11 protein-coding genes are annotated in these 15,763 nt (G+C 65.1%); 10 read left to right on the top strand and 1 reads right to left on the bottom strand.

All coding sequences use genetic code 11. The features are described 5' to 3' along the window. The first annotated feature begins 152 nt into the window (after window positions 1-152). Window positions 153-3,716, top strand: a complete 3,564-nt coding sequence (locus tag HMPREF1478_RS09565; RefSeq protein ID WP_016461868.1) for a bifunctional proline dehydrogenase/L-glutamate gamma-semialdehyde dehydrogenase — start codon at window positions 153-155, stop codon at window positions 3,714-3,716. A 188-nt stretch (window positions 3,717-3,904) separates the two neighbouring features. Here HMPREF1478_RS09565 and rpmB read toward each other — a convergent pair whose 3' ends face one another. Further along, window positions 3,905-4,096, bottom strand: coding sequence for a 50S ribosomal protein L28 (rpmB, locus tag HMPREF1478_RS09560; RefSeq protein WP_003792657.1), 192 nt, complete (start codon window positions 4,094-4,096; stop codon window positions 3,905-3,907). A gap of 204 nt (window positions 4,097-4,300) precedes the next feature. On the opposite strand from rpmB, the gene HMPREF1478_RS09555 reads away from it, so the two are divergent. The 9 genes from HMPREF1478_RS09555 to HMPREF1478_RS09515 all read left to right on the top strand — a co-directional run bounded on the left by HMPREF1478_RS09555 (window position 4,301) and on the right by HMPREF1478_RS09515 (window position 15,754). Further along, window positions 4,301-5,914, top strand: a complete 1,614-nt coding sequence (locus HMPREF1478_RS09555) for a DAK2 domain-containing protein (protein WP_016461867.1) — start codon at window positions 4,301-4,303, stop codon at window positions 5,912-5,914. Next, on the top strand, window positions 5,902-8,049 hold the full coding sequence (locus HMPREF1478_RS09550; RefSeq protein ID WP_148332997.1) for an ATP-dependent DNA helicase RecG: 2,148 nt from the start codon (window positions 5,902-5,904) through the stop codon (window positions 8,047-8,049). The genes HMPREF1478_RS09555 and HMPREF1478_RS09550 overlap by 13 nt, the downstream gene beginning before the upstream one ends. A 23-nt stretch (window positions 8,050-8,072) precedes the next feature. Then, window positions 8,073-8,711, top strand: coding sequence for a 16S rRNA (guanine(966)-N(2))-methyltransferase RsmD (gene rsmD / locus HMPREF1478_RS09545; protein WP_016461865.1), 639 nt, complete (start codon window positions 8,073-8,075; stop codon window positions 8,709-8,711). Then, window positions 8,708-9,178, top strand: coding sequence for a pantetheine-phosphate adenylyltransferase (coaD, locus tag HMPREF1478_RS09540; protein ID WP_016461864.1), 471 nt, complete (start codon window positions 8,708-8,710; stop codon window positions 9,176-9,178). Before rsmD ends, coaD begins: the two co-directional genes overlap by 4 nt. A gap of 30 nt (window positions 9,179-9,208) precedes the next feature. After that, the gene (locus HMPREF1478_RS09535; protein WP_016461863.1) at window positions 9,209-9,919 is read left to right on the top strand and encodes a hypothetical protein; all 711 of its coding nucleotides are present in this window, start codon (window positions 9,209-9,211) and stop codon (window positions 9,917-9,919) included. Next, on the top strand, window positions 9,912-10,481 hold the full coding sequence (locus tag HMPREF1478_RS09530; RefSeq protein ID WP_016461862.1) for a YceD family protein: 570 nt from the start codon (window positions 9,912-9,914) through the stop codon (window positions 10,479-10,481). Before HMPREF1478_RS09535 ends, HMPREF1478_RS09530 begins: the two co-directional genes overlap by 8 nt. Next, window positions 10,481-11,203: a ribonuclease III gene (rnc, locus tag HMPREF1478_RS09525; RefSeq protein ID WP_016461861.1), complete on the top strand. Its 723-nt coding sequence runs from the start codon at window positions 10,481-10,483 to the stop codon at window positions 11,201-11,203. Before HMPREF1478_RS09530 ends, rnc begins: the two co-directional genes overlap by 1 nt. Before the next feature lie 85 nt (window positions 11,204-11,288). After that, complete coding sequence (locus HMPREF1478_RS09520) at window positions 11,289-11,903, top strand: response regulator (RefSeq protein WP_016461860.1); 615 nt, start codon at window positions 11,289-11,291, stop codon at window positions 11,901-11,903. 254 nt (window positions 11,904-12,157) lie between these two features. Then, on the top strand, window positions 12,158-15,754 hold the full coding sequence (locus HMPREF1478_RS09515; RefSeq protein WP_016461859.1) for an alpha-L-fucosidase: 3,597 nt from the start codon (window positions 12,158-12,160) through the stop codon (window positions 15,752-15,754). The last annotated feature ends 9 nt before the right edge of the window (window positions 15,755-15,763 follow it).

The following is a 15,763-nucleotide window of genomic DNA, read 5'->3' as shown; positions in this document are numbered from 1 at the left end:
TCATGCGCTGGTGACACGGAGAACCCTGAGAAGGGTTAGCATGGACAAACCAGCATACTTCACGATGTCGGGAGTTTTGCCGAACGTGTCCAGCGAAGCCGCTGCACGTGACGCGGAGAATCCGTCGCTCATCCACGCCTGGAGGTCTACGCATGACGAACACCGCCGTTCCCACCCCGCCCCACCCCGATTCCAACGCTCGACGCTGCCCCGATGATCTGTGGGCGCTGGGGGAGAGAGCGATCGTTCGAGCCCGCCGCTGGGCTGATGAGTCGGCCCACGAGCCGACGCCGCAATCGGCCAAGCTCCTGTCCCGAATCCTGTCCGACCCGGACGGTCTGACGTTCACCACTCGATTCGTTGACGACGTCGTGCGTCCCGTGGATCTGGACGTGGCCAGCGCGGCGTTGAAGCGTCTGTCGGCGGGGCGCAAGGACTTTCTTCCGCCCGCATTGGCCGCGGCGATGGGCCTCGGGTCAACCGCCTCGCGCCTCGCGCCCCGCACTGTCACGACGGTGGCGCGACGTGTCTTCCGCGAGATCGTTGGTGATCTCGTCGTCGATGCGACCGACAAGGGCCTCGGCCCTGCGCTCGCGCGCCTGCGCGCAGGCGGTCATCGTCTGAACGTGAACCTCCTCGGCGAGGCGGTTCTTGGTGAGAAGGAAGCGGCCCATCGCCTGGCCGAGGTCTCACGCCTCGTGACCCGCGAGGACGTCGATTACGTCTCCATCAAGGTATCTGCCGTGACAGGACCCCACAACCCCTGGGGCTTCGAGGAAGTCGTCGACCACGGCGTGAGTGCTCTCCTGCCCCTCTACCGCCTTGCCCGCGACAACGGGACCTTCCTCAACCTCGACATGGAGGACTACAAGGATCTCGACCTGACGATTGCTGTCTTCACCGCGATTCTCGACCAGCCGGATATGCGCGGTTACGAGGCGGGCATTGTCCTCCAGGCATACCTGCCCGATTCTCTCGGTGCCCTCCAACGCCTCCAGGAGTGGGCGCGTGCGCGCGTGGACGCGGGCGGCTCGCGCATCAAGGTCCGTATCGTCAAGGGCGCGAACCTGTCCATGGAGAAGGTGGACGCGGAAATTCACGGCTGGGAGCTGACAACCTGGCCCTCCAAGCAGGCCACAGATACGAATTACAAGCGCATGCTCAGCTGGGCGATGACTCCGGAACGGACGCGAGCGATCCGACTGGGAGTGGCCGGACAAAACATCTTCGACATTGCTTTCGCCTACGAGCTGCGCGCTGCGCGCGGCGTCGAGGACAGCGTCGAGTTTGAGATGCTCTCGGGCATGGCAACCGGCATCCAGGAGGTCGTGCGCCGCGACGTCGGTTCTCTCCTCCTGTACGTCCCGGTCGTCAACCCCCGTGAGTTCGACGTCGCCATCTCCTACCTGGTGCGCCGCCTTGAGGAAAACGCGGCGCCCGAGAACTTTATGTCAGGGGTCTTCGATATTGCCGCAAACGAGGATATCTTCGCCCGCGAACGCGACCGCTTCCTCGCCGCACTGTCCAACGTCGATCCGGATGCGCCCGTTCCCGCTGCGAACCGCCGCCAGAACCGTCTGTCTGAGCGCGAGGCCGGGGTGGCGCCAGAGCAGGGGAGCCTGGCTGAGCGCGCGCATCGCCCGTTCGTATCCGAGGCAGATTCTGATCCCGCTCTGGCAGCAAACCGCCAGTGGGCGCGCGACATCGCCGCGGCGATTCCGGCCTCGACGCGGGGTGTGGAGGCTGTGCGTGCCGGAGTGCAGTCGCTGGCCACGAACGAGGCCATCGATGCGCTTGTCGAGTCCGCCAGCCGCGCTGCTCACTCCTGGCAGTCGCGCACCCCTGAGGAGAGGGCTGCCACGCTGCATCGCGTCGGCGACGTCCTCGCAGCGCGCAGGGGCGAGCTGATCGAGGTCGCTGGATCCGAGGCAGGAAAAACCATCGATCAGGCCGACCCCGAGGTGAGCGAAGCGGTCGACTTCTGTCACCACTATGCGAATGCTTCGTTGCAGCTCACCGATGAGGCCTACATGGCGGGGGCGCGATTCGTGCCCGTCGATGTCACTGTCGTTGCCTCCCCGTGGAATTTCCCCGTGGCCATTCCCGTTGGTGGTGTCGCCGCGGCGCTCGCGGCTGGTAGCGCGGTCATTCTGAAGCCCGCCCCGCCAGCTAAGCGTTGCGCGGCTGAGCTCGTCGCGGCCTTTCACGAGGCCGGGGTCCCTCGAGACCTGGTGGTACTCGCCCCGCTCGACGATGGGGACGTGTCGCGCTATCTCGTGACCCACGAGGGTGTCGACCGCGTCGTGCTGACCGGATCGTACGACACGGCTCGTCTTTTCCGTTCTTGGAAGCCCGACATGCACCTGCTGGGGGAGACGAGTGGCAAGAATGCCATTATCGTGACCCCGTCGGCGGATCCCGATCTGGCGGTGCGCGACATCGTGCACTCGGCTTTCGCGCACGCGGGGCAAAAGTGCTCTGCTTCGTCTCTGCTGATCCTCGTGGGTTCGGCGGGACGCTCCTCACGTATCGCGCGTCAGCTCGTCGATGCGGCCGCGTCGCTGCGTGTGGGACTGCCGGCGTCCCTCGATTCGCAGGTCGGTCCCGTCGTCGTTCCTGACGATGAGAAGGCCGTGCGAGGCCTGACCACCCTGGGAGAGGGAGAACACTGGGTGCTCAAGCCGCGCTACCTGGGTGATGGGCTCTGGACCCCGGGTATCCGTGCGGGTGTGGTCCCCGGCAGCGAATTCCATCTGACGGAATACTTCGCGCCCGTCCTCGGCGTCATGCGCGTCGATACACTCGAGGAAGCCATCGCGGCCGTCAACGACGTCGACTACGGCCTGACCTCCGGCCTGCATACCCTCGACACCGAGGAACTAGCGATGTGGTTGGAAGGCATTGAGGCCGGAAACCTCTACGTCAACCGTGGCATCACCGGCGCGATCGTTCGCCGTCAGCCTTTTGGTGGATGGAAACGCTCGGCCATCGGATCGACCACGAAAGCCGGCGGTCCTTCGTACCTGCTGGGCCTCGGGGAGGTTGAAGCAGCCCGCGAGGCGGCCGTGGGGGAGAGTGCCACGGACACCGCACAGCTTGCCCCGAGCGTTCGTGCGCTGTGCCATGCGGTGAGTTCGCACTTGAGCGCCGATGAGGTGGCAGAGCTCAGGAGCGCCGTCGCACACGACGCAGCTGCGTGGGCATGCGCTTACGGAGTTGGCCGTGACGTCACGTCCCTGGCGTGCGAGCGCAATATCCTGCGTTATCGCCCCACTCCGGTCCTCGTGCGAGCGGGCAGTGGAGCCACCCTCGTAGACACGGTCCGTGTGTTGGCGGCGGGTGTTCTGGCGGGCGGGCCGATCGGCCTGTCCGTTGCCGACGCGCTTCCTCCCTCCGTGGCGGACCTTCTCGAGTCCCTGGATATTGAGGTGACGGTTGAGGATGAGGCCTCGTGGGATTCTCGCCTGACACTCGTGGCTAACTCGGGTGGTTTGGGGATGCGCGTACGTGTTCTCGGCCCGCGCGAGGAGTCCTCGCAGGATCGTTGGGAACGCGCAAGTCGCGTGAGCATGGGAAGCCCCGACGTCGCGCTGTACACGGGAGCGGTGACGCCGTGCCCGCATACGGAACTGCTGCCCTTCCTGCGAGAACAGGCCGTGTCGATCACGAATCATCGTTTCGGGACGCCACTGGACTTGGCTGCGGGACTCCTGTAGCGGCCGCGCTGGGTATTCGGTAGAGCTTCTGTGCTCGATGGAGGACAATGAACGCCCGCGACTAAGCGTCGCGGGCGTTCATCCGCGTTCATTCAGGGGGATGCGCGCAGCTGAGGCAGCAAGCGAATAGACGCTGGAGGGGCGAGCCAAGCGGCTCGCCCCTCCAGCGTTACGTCAGCGTCGTCGACTCAGATCGCGCGGGCGACCTTGTCGGACTTCAGGCACTTGGTGCAGACGTTCAGGCGCTTGGGCGTCCCATTGACCAGGGCGCGAACGCGCTGAATGTTCGGATTCCACCGGCGGTTGGTGCGAACGTGCGAGTGCGACACGCTCTTGCCGAAGCCGGGTCCCTTACCGCACACGTCACAAACGGCAGCCACGATGTTCTCCTCGGTATGTCTTCCAGTTCAGTCTTTGGCTCCCCACGGTCGCGGGGAACGCATCCTCCGGTGCTTGAACCGAAGGCAACCATGACAGAATAGCGGATGATGCGCGCTTTCAACAAGTCGCACGCGTGATCGGTCGTGTCAGGTCGCACACAGCAACCCTCGCGGGGAGAATAGGACGGGGAGGAAAGGGGAGTCATGGAGCTCAATGCAGCGGTCATCATCGAGGCCTGTCGTGCCGGTGCCGAGGAGGCAGCGAGACTCGCGCCTTTCCTCGATGACCTGGATGGATGGGACGGGGCGGACTGCGATACGGGGACGAACGCGGCGGCGACGATGGCTGCGCTCGCTGCAGCGATGGACTCCCTGGAGCCGCGCGCCCACCTGCGTGTGGCTCTCGAAGCTGGCGTGGAGACGATTATCCGCCGGGGTATTGGGCACAGTGGTCTCGCACTGGGCGCTTTGTTTGAGGCGTGGGCCGGTGCCCTGGCGGATGAGCACCAGGTGACGTCGCTCGCGGCCCGCCGCATGCTGGCGGCCTCCTTGACACCTGTGGCCTCGTCGATCGATTGGTCCGATGCGCTCGTTGAGATGCTCAGTGGTGCCGTTCGCGAGCTCGTGGACATGGGCGATACGCTTCCTGAGGTCGAAGACGTCTTCTCCCGCTTTTCGAGCCAGGCTCAGATTGGCTTGATCGAAGCGACGAATGAATCGACGGGTCGTATCGATCCGGGTGGTGCGTTCATTGCTCTGGTGCTCGCGTGCATCGATGCCGCCATGCGTGACGACGCCGGCATCTTGCAGTCCTTCACCGCGATGCTCGCTGACCTCGCGGAGCGCCACTCGCGCGCGCCGGAGGCTGCCTCGCCCCCGCCCGGCCGTGATTTCACGGTCGACATCATCCTGGAGGGTACCGAAGACGACCTGCGTGGGCTGCTCGTGCGCCTGGGGGGACTCGGTGCGCGCCTCTCCTACGTGGGCCGTGTGGATCTGTTTGGAATGGGGGAGTGGCGTCTCCACGTGGATACTTCCGCACCGCTGGCTGCGCACCCCACGTCCGGGCAGGTCATTCGCTTTCAGGTGTCTGATGCTCGCCCCGATGCCCAGATCGGCATCGACGAGCTGGCGGACGAGGGGCTGAGCCACCGCGGCGTGCGTCTCCTCCAGCGTCGCCCGATGCGCCGAGTCGAGCGCGCACGAGTCATCGCATGCACCCGTGCCCCCGGCCTCGTCGAAGAACTCGCACGCGCAGGAGCCGTCGTTTTCCTCAACCTGAACTCGAGTGATGCTGCCGGTATCGTCTCGGCGGCCAGTTCGCGTACCGGCGTGACGCTCGTTGCGCCCTGCGACGAGGCCAGCGCCGCACTAGTCGGTACCGTTGCCTCTGTCCTTCCCGCTCCGGCGCCCGGAGTGCCCGCGATCCTGCGGGCAGCCAGCAGCGATGATCTCGGAGTCCTCGCGGTCGCCCGCGCGTGTGCCCCGCTTTTTGTCCCGCAGCCAGGGGGCCTCGCGGCGGCTCCGACGCTCGCGCGGATGCTGCGCGACGGTGCCCACGACGCGCTGTCGACGTGGACGACCGCCCAGCTACCGCTGGACGGGGATCCCGAAGGAATCGCCGAGGCCCTGGCTGAGGCCGCGCGTGGGGGAGGGCAGTCGTGGCGACTGCTCGTCTCTCGCGATGATGACGGCCCCTACACGGTCGCGACGGTGCGCCAGCTGCTCTCCACGCGTGACGCCTCCTCATCGATCGACCTGGAGACCTGGGATGGTGGACAGAGCGGACCGAGCCTCGTCGCCGGGTGTCCGCTGTGAGTGCACTCGATATCCCTCTGTCCCTGCGCCTGCCGAAGAAGACGGCGAAGGCACTCGCAGGTGCCGGTGTTGCCACGGTGGGCGACCTGCTCATGGTGGCGCCTCGCAGGTACTACCACTGGGGCCGCCTCACCCCGCTGTCTTCCCTGCGAGAGGGGGAGGACGCCACGATCCTCGCAGAGGTCGCGTCGGCGCATCTGATCGCTAACCGCTCCGGATCGGGCGTCCGCCTGGAGGTCACCCTCACGGACGGCATTCAGTTCCTGTCCGCCACCTTTTTCGCGAAAAACCAGTACAAGCTCGCACCGATCGAGCGGATTCTCACCCCCGGACAATCCTTCCTGTTTGCCGGGAAAGTGGGAGCATACCGCGGCAAACTTCAACTCACGCACCCATCCTTCGAAGGCGTCGACGGGGAAGATATCGAGCGAATCGCCTCCCGGCCCATCCCGATCTATCCGGCAACGGGATCACTCGCCTCGTGGGCGATTGCCCGTGCCGTCGGCATGGTCCTGGATCACCTCGACGATGCGGACGTGCCCGACGTGGTTCCCGCCGCGGTGCGCGATCGCGTCGACATTCCCGCCTATGCGCGCAGCCTTCGTCGCCTGCATCAGCCGCAGACGGACGAGGACTACCAGCAGGCTCGCCGCGCACTAGCCTTCACGGAGGCGTTTGTCCTGCAGGTGGGGCTCGCGATGCGTCGGCGTGGCGCACGCGCGACACCGGCGGTTGCCTCCCCCCAGGGTGCCAGGCTCGTCGAGCGATTCCGCGACTGTCTGCCCTTCCAGCTCACCGATTCTCAGGAGGACGCTGTCGCGCAGATCAGCGCCGACCTCGAGCGCGAGACCCCGATGCAGCGCCTCCTCCAGGGGGATGTCGGTTCGGGTAAAACAGTCGTCGCGCTCATGTCCTTCCTGCAGGTCGTCGCGGCGGGCCACCAGGGCGCCCTCGTCGCCCCGACGGAGGTCCTGGCCGAGCAGCACACGGCGTCCCTGCGGGCGCTCCTCGCACCCCTGGGAGAAGAAGCCCCTGATGTGCGTCTCCTGACCGGCTCAACGACGCCGGCTGCCCGCCGAGAGATCCAAGCGGCCATGAATTCTGCGCAGCCGCTCATCGTCGTCGGCACGCACGCTCTCTTCCAGGAATCTGTGCGTTTTTCCGACCTCGCTCTCGTCGTCGTCGACGAGCAGCACCGCTTCGGTGTCGAGCAGCGTGCCGCGCTCCGTCGAACCCGCGAGGATGGGCACAGCGTCCATGAACTGGTGATGACTGCGACGCCGATCCCACGCACAATCGCCATGACCGTGTTCGGGGACCTGGACGAAACCCGCATGAGCGGCATGCCCCGCGGCCGTACGCCCGTGGCCACCTACCTCGCGGACGCAGCAAACGCCGCGTGGGTGGAGCGCACATGGGCGAGAGCCGCCGAGGAGATCGCGCAGGGGCGGCGCGTCTACGTCGTCTGCCCGCGTATCGACGCCACCGATGAGGTGAGCGATGTCGACGAGGAGCACGCGCGTCCACTGGCATCCGTCAGCGAGGTTGCCGCCTACCTCCGATCCCACCCGGCGCTCGCGGGAGTGGCCATCCATGAGCTCACGGGGCGCACACCCGCGCCCATGAAAGCCCAGATCATGGAGGACTTTTCCGCCGGACGCGCCCCGCTCCTCGTCGCAACGACCGTCATCGAGGTCGGCGTCGACGTCTCGGAGGCGACCCTCATGGTGATCCTCGACTCCCAGCAGTTCGGGCTCGCTCAGCTCCACCAGCTGCGTGGGCGCGTCGGACGTTCCTCCCTGCCCTCCCTGTGTATCGCGATGCATCGGCATGAACTCACCGATGCGGGGCTCGCGAGGCTGCAGGCATTCGCGCAGACGTCGGATGGTTTCGAGCTGGCCGAGGCCGATCTGCGCTTGCGTAAGGAGGGGGATGTCCTGGGTGCAGGGCAGTCGGGCAAAGCAACGCACCTGCGGTTCCTCTCCGTTCGTCGCGACGAATCCCTCATTCGCGTGGCCAAAGAAGCAGCCGATGCGCTCCTCGAGACTGACGCGACGCTGGACAATCATCCGGACCTCGTGCGCGCCCTTCGCGGCGCCTCCGAAGGGCAGGTCGAGTGGATGCAACGCTCCTGAGGTGCGCCCGGTAGGGTAGGAGCATGACCAGAATCGTCGCAGGTAGCGCCAAGGGACGAACCCTCGCCGTGCCCAAGTCCGGGACACGCCCCACGTCGGAGCGCGTGCGCGAGGCGCTTTTCTCCCGTCTCGACCACATGAACGTCCTGAACGGGACCGTCGTGCTGGATCTGTACGCCGGGACGGGCGCGCTCGGCCTCGAGGCGCTCTCGCGCGGTAGCGCTCACGCAACGCTCGTCGAGAAAGCGTCTGCGGCGGCGCGCGTCGCCTCCGCCAACGTCCGCTCGACCGGTCTGCCTGCGCGTGTCGTCACAGCTGATGCTCGTGCGTATCTTGCTGCGCGCACCGGCGAGGATCTGTGCGGAGACGTTGACCTTGTTTTCATCGACCCTCCCTACGACATTCCCGAGGCAGACATGACCGCCGTCCTGTCGCTCCTTGGCCCCTGGATCGGCCCCGATGCTCTCGTCGTCGTTGAGCGCTCGACTCGTGCACCCGCGCCCACGTGGCCGTCCTTCCTCGTCCTGGAAGACCAGCGCACGTGGGGGGAAACCGTCGCCTATTTCGCGGGTCCGCCTCTGCCCGAGGAAGATCCTCAGGATGACACGAATGCTCCCCGAGAGGCCGAGGCCTCGTCGCCACAAGCGGAGGATGCGCAATGATCGCACTGTTCCCAGGCTCTTTTGACCCCTTTACGAATGGGCACCTCGACGTCGCCGAGCGCGCCTCCGCGATCGCTGCGCGGCTCATTATCGGCGTCGGCATCAACCCCGCCAAACGCGGGCTCATTCCAACCGACCACAGGGCCGCTCTCATCGAGGAAGCCACCGCCCACCTGCGAAACGTCGACGTGGTGCTCTTGGAAGGTGCGACGATGGACGAGGCCTCACGCTTGGGCGCCACCCTCATTGTCAAGGGGGTGCGCTCGGCAATAGATCTTGATCATGAGGCTCCTCAGGCCGCCTTCAACGACGAGGTCGGCGGTATCGATACGTGGTGGATTCCAACCCGCCCCGCACTCGCGCATGTCTCATCGAGCGCTGTCCGTGAGCTAGTCGGACTCAAAAAGGATATTTCTCGGTATGTCCCGCCAGCGGTTGAGCGATTTCTGACCGACAATAGACACTGAATCATGCCCGGTGGAACGCAGGAGGCAGCCATGGCTGACACGCCCGACAACAAGACGCAGGACGAGTGGAACGAGGAAACCGTCTACGGTCCTTCCACCGTGATCGCCGCCCTCGATCAGATCGAAGACCTCGTTGAGTCCTCGCGCACGGTCCCGCTGTCCGCATCCATCATGATCAATAAGGCCGAGTTGCTTGACCTCCTCGATCAGGCCCGCGAGGCTCTGCCAGAAGACCTCGTCGCTGCCGATGCCGTCGTCGCCGATGCCGACGCCGTCCTGGGACGCGCGGACTCGGCAGCCGAAACCCGCATCGCCGAGGCGAATTCGCGGGCATCCTCCACCCTCGACCAGGCCAACGAGCGTGCCGCACAGATCATCGCCGACGCCGAGGAAGAGGCCGAGCGTACGCGTTCGCGGGCGGACGACGAGGCGACTGCTCTCGTCTCGCAGGCACGTTCGGATGCCGAGGCGACGATCGCTGACGCGAACGCCCAGGCTGCACGCATTGTCTCCACTGAGAACATCGTGCGCATGGCCGAGGACCGCGCGCGCGAGATCGTGTCCGAGGCGAAGCGCTCGGCGGCATCGCTGCGCGAGGGAGCCGACGACTATGTGGCGAACTCCCTCGACGAGCTCGCGCAGCTCATCTCCGATCTGGGGCGCCGCACGGATGCCGGCCGCCGGACGATCGCCGAGCGCCGCGGCGTTGGCGTGACAGATGTGGACCTGGCCAATGAGTGACAAGACCCTGGTTCTCTCCCTGGCGCGTCTGCCTCGCGCCCTCGGATCCACCTTGCATGAGGACCTTGTGTGGGTGACCCCCGATGACCTCGGGACCCCCTCGATGTCGGCTGTGCCCGGCGCGCCTCTGGACATCTCCGTGGACATGACCAGCGTCGAGGACGGCGTGCTCGTCTCGCTGGCAACATCGGTGGACCTCGTTGGCGAATGCGTGCGTTGCCTCGATGAGGTGCGCGAACACCACGATGTCGTCAGTCAAGAGGTCTACTTCGAACCAGGCGCCCCCGCCCTGGCGCCTGCGGACGATGATGACGAAGAGGCAGAGGATCTCTTCGTTATCGGTGAGCGCGACACGATCGATATCGAGACCCAGCTGCGTGACGCTATCGTCCCTCTCGTCGACCCGCGCCCGCTGTGCAGCGATGACTGCGCGGGCCTCTGCGATGTGTGCGGCGAGAAGTGGGTCGACCTGCCAGAGGATCACGAGCACTTCGTTGTTGATCCCCGTCTGGCTTCCCTGGCGTCCCTGCTGGGGGAGGACAGTGAGTCGGAGCGTTCGTGATGGCCCGTTCGAAGCACCTACCGGTACCCCCTCGCACGGACACAGACGCCCTCGTTGACGCCTGGGGAACGCGCATTGACCCCCCGCTGTTGCAGCTCGCTCTCGTGCATCGTTCCTACGCGAACGAGGCCGGAGGCATCGCCAATAATGAGCGGCTCGAGTTTCTGGGCGATTCGGTGCTGTCGATTGTGATTGCGCAGAAGCTCTACGAGCAGTACCCCGACGTCGCAGAGTCCGACCTGTCGCGCATGCGTGCGGCAACCGTCTCGCAGCAGCCGCTGGCCGCAGCGGCTCGGCGCATTGACCTGGGCGACTTCGTCTTCCTCGGCAAGGGAGAATCCACGCACGGAGGACGCGACAAGGATTCCATCCTGTCCGACACGTTCGAGGCTCTCATCGGCGCGACCTACCTGACGAGCGGCCTCGAGGAGGCCCGTCGCGTGATCTTGGAGCGTCTGAGCTTCCTGCTCGTGGATGCCCCCTCTCGTGGGCAGCACCAGGACTGGAAGACGATCCTCATCGAGTACGCGCAGGCGCAGGGCCTGGGCGAGGTGTCCTACGAGGTGGAGGGCGAGGGGCCGGATCACCAGCGCGTGTTTACGGCACATGCCTTCGTCTCCGGGCGTTCGGACGCACTCGGGACGGGGCAGGCCTCGTCGAAGAAGCATGCGGAGAACGCGGCCGCGCAGGATGCGATGAGCCGACTGTCTCCGGAGCAGTAATAAGTAGTAGTCACCGAGGGCGTGTGCCCTCCCGACCGTTAGAATCAGACACGTGAGTGAAAATACCGTTGCGCGTACGCGCGTCATGATCGTCGACGATCACGAGATCGTTCGCCGTGGCATCGCTGAGATCGTCGACCGAGACGAAGCCCTTGAGGTGGTCGCTGAAGCCGGGTCGGTCGCTGACGCCGTGCGTCGCGCTGATCTGGTGCGTCCCGACGTCATCCTTGTCGACCTGCAGCTGCCCGACGGAACAGGCATCGACATTATGAATCGCCTGCGCGCCTCCCATCCGCAGATCCTTCCGGTGGTCTTGACGTCCTTCGACGACGACGAGGCCCTGGCTGAATCCCTGGAAGCCGGAGCGCGCGCGTACATTCTGAAGACTGTGCGCGGAGCGGAGATTACGGATGTCATCAAGGCGGTCGCGGATGGCCGTGTGCTGCTAGATGAGCGTACGCTCACGCGTCGGCGCGTCGATCACGAGGACCCGACCGCTGACCTGACGCCGTCGGAGCGTAAGGTCCTGGACCTGATCGGTGATGGTCTGTCGAACCGTGAGATCGGTGAAAAGCTCGGTGTCGCCGAGAAGACCGTCAAGAACCACATCACGTCGCTGCTGTCCAAAATGGGACTGCAGCGTCGTACGCAGGTTGCCGCTTGGGTCGCCGGGCAGAGGGCTGCTGCGTGGCGTAACTGAGCCAATGCCTCGTCCCTGAGGGCAGTGAGGTCGACAAGCGGGTCGGGGTAACCGGCCCGCTTGTCGTATCTGTCAGCGGAAAAGCATGAATTGTATGACCGTTTTAGTTTCCGCCTAAACAGGGAAGTCCCTGATTTGTGAGAAAGCTACTATCAAACTGATTCATGGGAAAGCCCTGTGGGGTAACGTTCGCCTCATCCTCACCGTTGAGGACGGACACTGTTGTCCACCATTACCCCTCGAAAGGACACCCCGTGAACCTCAAGCGAATGCTTGCCGGGTGTGCGGTCGCTACGGCACTGGTGCTCGCACCCATGAGCGCCCCCACTTTTGCCGACGCGCCGCCAGCGCCTACCGGCGTCCCCGCAGCGGTCCCACTGAGCTCCACCCCCAAGATCGCCAAGTGGCAAGAACTCCAGTACGGCATGTTCATGCACTTCGGCGTTTACTCCGTCTACGGCGGCTACTACAACGGACACCGCCAGGGAATGGGCTACCCCGAGCAGATCAAGGCCTGGGAGAACATTCCCACCGACGACTACCTGCTGAAGGCCAAGGACCTGGCCGCCAACTTCGATGCTGCGGCGATCTGTCAGACGGTCCACGACTCGGGCATGAAGTACCTGATGATCACGTCCAAGCACCATGATGGCTTCGCCATGTGGGACACGAAGACGACCGACTACAACATCGTCAAACAGTCCAACTACGGCAAAGACCCGATGAAGGAGCTGTCTACTGAGTGCAACAAGCGCGACGTGAAGCTCGCCTTCTACTTCTCGATCATCGACTGGACGAAGCAGACCCCCGAGCCCTACGGCAATGTCAACCCCATCGATGAAGAGCTGATGACGACCGTCATCAAGCCCCAGCTCACCGAGCTCCTCACCAACTACGGGCCGATCGCCGAACTGTGGTTTGATATGGGTGGACCCACCGCCGAGCAGTCTCAGCGCATGGCCCAGTGGGTCCACGAACTCCAGCCTGAGACGATGGTTAACTCTCGCGTGTGGAACAAGGCCGGTGACTTCGAGGTCGGTGGCGACAACTCCGTGACCACGGACTTCCACATGGGCCCGTGGGAGTCGATTCGCTCGATCTACCCGGCCTGCTGGGGCTACTGCTCGTGGGCGAACCGCGACGAGAGCGCGAAGAGCTACAAGGAACGCGAGCTGGTCAACAACCTCATCGGTACGGTCGCCTCGGGTGGCCAGTTTGCCTACAACGTCGGTCCGAAGGGCGACGGCACGATCGATGCCTTCGATTCCGGCGTCGTCACCGAGGTCGGCCAGTGGATGGCGCGTCATCCCGACGCCATCACGGGAGCGCGCCCGACGTGGTTCCCCGCCCCCAACTGGGGCAAGGTGATGACCAAGGGCAACGACCTCTACTTCTTCCCCGAGCTGTGGAGCCCCGGCAAGACGCTGACGCTTCCCAGCGTCGGCGGCCACGTGAGCGCCGTGACCGTGGACGGCACCGACCGCGCCCTCGACTTCTCCCAGGACGGCACCACCCTCACGGTGACCATGTCGGGCGAGAATCCAGAGCCGAACCTGCGTCCCGTCATCAAGGTGACCTTCGACGGCGCTCCCACGTACATTCCCACGCAGACGGTGACCGCCGTCGATGGGGCGACGATCTCCTCGAAGCAGTTCTTCGGACGCGCCTCAGCGATGCGCTACTCCGGTCCGCAGGCCTACGATGCCTACCTCGTGAACAAGGGGGATAAGGCCATCACCGACCTGACCCTGAAGTTTTCGGGCAACTTCGACGCTTCCACGACCTACAAGATCACCCTCGGGACTACGTCCATTGAGGTGACCGGTGCACAGATCGAGGCCGGAGAAGTCGGCGATGGGCTCACCCTTGAGCCCGGGCAGGTCACGCCGCTGCGCCTCGAGCTGGCGCACCCCGCCTACTACGCCGATCCGATTCGCCTGGGCTCCGTGAGTGCGACCGTGCACGTCTACGGAGAGAACGCGGCCACCCAGCCGCCCGTGATCGCCACGGATCCCTCCTCGGTGTCTGTGAAGGCGGGGGAGAGCGCTACCTTCTCGGTCGTCGCTTCCGGCCGCCCGGCCGCCACCATCCAGTGGTACCGCGTCCCCAAGGGTGCGACCGAGGGAACGGCAATCCCGGACGCCACGAGCTCCATGTACACCCTGACGACGACACTCGAGGATGACGGAGCACAGTTCTACGCGGTCGCCACGAACGCGAACGGCTCCACGACCTCGGCGCGTGCGACCCTCACCGTCACCAAGGGCAGTGACAACCTCGCCCTCAACAAGACGGCCACCATGTCCTCGACTGGGTGGGGAGGCACCGCTTCGCGCGCCGTTGACGGCAACACGGACGGTGTGTGGGACAACGGTTCGGTTGCCCACACCGGCAAGCAGGCCAACCCCTGGTGGGAGGTCGACCTCGGCGAGGACCACCCCCTCGGCGTCGTGAACGTCTGGAACCGCTCGTCTTCCGACAACTGCCAGGGAATCTCGTGCGACCAGCGTCTGCACGACTTCTGGGTGGTCGCCTCCACGACGCGCCTTGACGCCTCCTTCAACCCGGCCACCGCTGGTGCGGTTGACGGCGTCCACGCGATCAAGGTCGAGGGAGTCGGAGGCCGCCCGAGCGCAGTTGACTTCGAGGGCTTCGACGCACGCTTCATTCGCGTTATCCAGCCCACCGAGTTCGGCGAGTTTGCGCTCGCGGAGGTCGAAGCCTTCGCAGCCGCCACCCCGACGCCGGATCCCGATGATCAGGAGCCTCCGGTCATCAAGCCGCTGACCGTCACCGCCAACCCGGCGGAGGATGCGCAGATCTCCGGAGACGGCGCATTCCGTACCGTGACGGCTAAGGAAGGCACGCAGGTCACGATCAAGGCCGAGGCCACTGGAACGCCGACTCCGACCCTTATCTGGCAGATCAAGCGTGAAGGTTCCGACTCGTGGTCCATCGTCGAAGATGAGAATGGTCCTGAGCTGACTCTCACGATCGACGGCGAGAGCAATGGTTCTGTCGTCCGTGTCATGGCTATGAACGAGGCTGGGGTCACCGAATCGGGGCTTGTCACCCTGGCTCTCGCGGAGGAGCCGACACCGGCCCCTGATCCGACCCCGGATCCGGCACCTACGCCTGATCCGACCCCGGATCCGGCACCCGCACCCGATCCGACCCCCGATCCGGCACCCACACCCGACCCAACCCCCGATCCGGCACCCACACCCGATCACACGGTGGGTACCTGGATGAACGACGGCATCGGCTGGTGGTGGAAGATCACCGGTGGAGACTACGCCAAGAACGAGACCCTCACCCTTGACGGACGCGTGTACCGCTTCGACCAGAACGGCTACATGCTGACGGGTTGGGTGTACTGGGACGGTGCGTGGCGCTACCACAACGGTGCAGGCGCTCAGGTAACCGGTTGGGTGAACCTGTCGGGTTCCTGGTTCTACCTGGCACCCGAGACCGGCGCGATGGCCACAGGCTGGCAGATGGTGGCAGACAAGTGGTTCTTCTTCGCAGCCAACGGCGCGATGAAGACCGGCTGGCTCTACACGAGCGGCGCGTGGTACTACCTGGATCCCTCCGGCTCAATGCACACCGGATGGCTCCAGATGGGCTCGCACTGGTACCTCATGGGTGACAGTGGTGCCATGACGATCGGATGGAAGCCGATGGGAGGTACCTGGTACTACTTTGATGCCTCGGGCCGGATGGTCACAGGATGGCAGCAGATCGGCGGGGTCTGGTACTACTTCGGGACCGGTGGCGACATGTACACGGGTGGCCACTGGATCGGCTGGCGCTGGTACACATTCTCCAGCGGTGGTCAGTGGCTGGGGTGACGCTCAGCT

This window comes from Actinomyces sp. HPA0247 (assembly GCA_000411415.1).
In the GTDB taxonomy this organism is placed as follows: Bacteria; Actinomycetota; Actinomycetes; order Actinomycetales; family Actinomycetaceae; genus Pauljensenia.
This window is presented reverse-complemented; position numbering and strand designations above follow the sequence as displayed.

What these genes read in the sequence shown, in the direction of transcription:
- HMPREF1478_RS09520 (WP_016461860.1), top strand. Translation starts at nt 11,289, where the DNA reads ATGATCGTCGACGATCACGAGATCGTTCGCCGTGGCATCGCTGAGATC.
- HMPREF1478_RS09565 (WP_016461868.1), top strand. Translation starts at nt 153, where the DNA reads ATGACGAACACCGCCGTTCCCACCCCGCCCCACCCCGATTCCAACGCT.
- rsmD (WP_016461865.1), top strand. Translation starts at nt 8,073, where the DNA reads ATGACCAGAATCGTCGCAGGTAGCGCCAAGGGACGAACCCTCGCCGTG.
- HMPREF1478_RS09555 (WP_016461867.1), top strand. Translation starts at nt 4,301, where the DNA reads ATGGAGCTCAATGCAGCGGTCATCATCGAGGCCTGTCGTGCCGGTGCC.
- HMPREF1478_RS09530 (WP_016461862.1), top strand. Translation starts at nt 9,912, where the DNA reads ATGAGTGACAAGACCCTGGTTCTCTCCCTGGCGCGTCTGCCTCGCGCC.
- HMPREF1478_RS09535 (WP_016461863.1), top strand. Translation starts at nt 9,209, where the DNA reads ATGGCTGACACGCCCGACAACAAGACGCAGGACGAGTGGAACGAGGAA.
- coaD (WP_016461864.1), top strand. Translation starts at nt 8,708, where the DNA reads ATGATCGCACTGTTCCCAGGCTCTTTTGACCCCTTTACGAATGGGCAC.
- rnc (WP_016461861.1), top strand. Translation starts at nt 10,481, where the DNA reads ATGGCCCGTTCGAAGCACCTACCGGTACCCCCTCGCACGGACACAGAC.